This is a genomic window from Streptomyces colwelliae (genome assembly GCF_048158785.1).
In the GTDB taxonomy this organism is placed as follows: Bacteria; Actinomycetota; Actinomycetes; order Streptomycetales; family Streptomycetaceae; genus Streptomyces.
Genome location: NZ_JBLTJC010000821.1, coordinates 1 through 1,136, shown reverse-complemented (window position 1 = coordinate 1,136; position 1,136 = coordinate 1). Strand labels below are relative to the sequence as shown.

Sequence of the window (1,136 nt, the reverse complement as noted above, 5' to 3'; positions counted from 1 at the left end):
GGCGTGGGGCTGGGGGTGACAACGGTGTCGCTTCGGCCTCGGGAACCTCTGGAGCCCCAGGAACCTCTGGAGCCTCGGGGTCTCCAGGAGACGAGGCCGAGCAGTGGTACCGGCAGGCCGCCGCGCGTGGGCATCAGCGGGCCGCGTTGCAGCTCGGGGCGATTCTGGAGAAGCGGGGTGAGCTCAAGGAGGCCGGGCGCTGGTATCTGACGTCCGCCAAGGACGGGGAGGCGCGGGCAGCCTGCGCGCTCGGGTTCCTGCTGCGCGACGCCGGCGACACCGAGAGTGCCGCCGTGTGGTGGCTCCGGGCCGCCCAGGACGGCGACGGCAACGCGGCCAACGCGCTGGGCGCCCTGCACGCCGAGCGCGGTGAGACGCAGACCGCCGAGCGGTGGTACCGGGCCGCGATGGACGCCGGGGATGTGAACGGCGCGTACAACCTCGGGCTCCTCTGTGCCGAGCAGACGCGGACCGCGCAGGCCGAGCAGTGGTACCGGCGGGCTGCCTACGCCGGGCACCGGGAGGCCGCCAACGCGCTGGCCGTGCTGCTGCTCCAGGGCGGCGACGCGACCGGGGCCGAGCCGTGGTTCTCCAAGGCGGCCGAGGCCGGGAGCGTGGATGCCGCGTTCAACCTCGGGATTCTCTTCGCCGGGCGGGGTGACGAGGGCGTCGCGCTGCCCTGGTACGAGCGGGCCGCCGCTGCCGGGCACACGGAAGCGGCGTTGCAGGTCGGGATCGCTCGGCTTCGGGACGGGGACGAGCGGGAGGCCGAGCGGCATCTGCGGTGTGCCGCGGGTGGGGGGAGCGCGGAGGCGGCTTATCGGTTGGCCTCGGTGCTTGATGCTCGGCGGCCGCCTGCGCCCGCGCATGAGCTGGGTGAGCAGGTGCATGAGAAGACCGAGTGCGAGGAGTGGTACGAGCGAGCGGCTTCTCAGGGGCATCGGCGGGCGCAGGTTCGGGTCGGGATGCTGGCCGCTGCGCGCGGGGATGTCGTCGAGGCGGCTCGGTGGTACCGGGAGGCTGCCGAGGCCGGGTCTCGTAACGGGGCTTTCAATCTTGGGCTGTTGCTGGCTCGGGAGGGGAGCGAGCCGGAGGCCGCGGTGTGGTGGGCTCGGGCTGCGGATGCGGGGCATGGG

Annotated in this window: 1 protein-coding gene; it reads left to right on the top strand. The window is 73.7% G+C overall.

All coding sequences use genetic code 11. From position 1 onward, the window contains the following. Nucleotides 1–1,136, top strand: a 1,136-nt coding sequence (locus ACNFOC_RS54605; RefSeq protein WP_521987272.1) for a tetratricopeptide repeat protein, incomplete at both ends; no start/stop codon positions are given.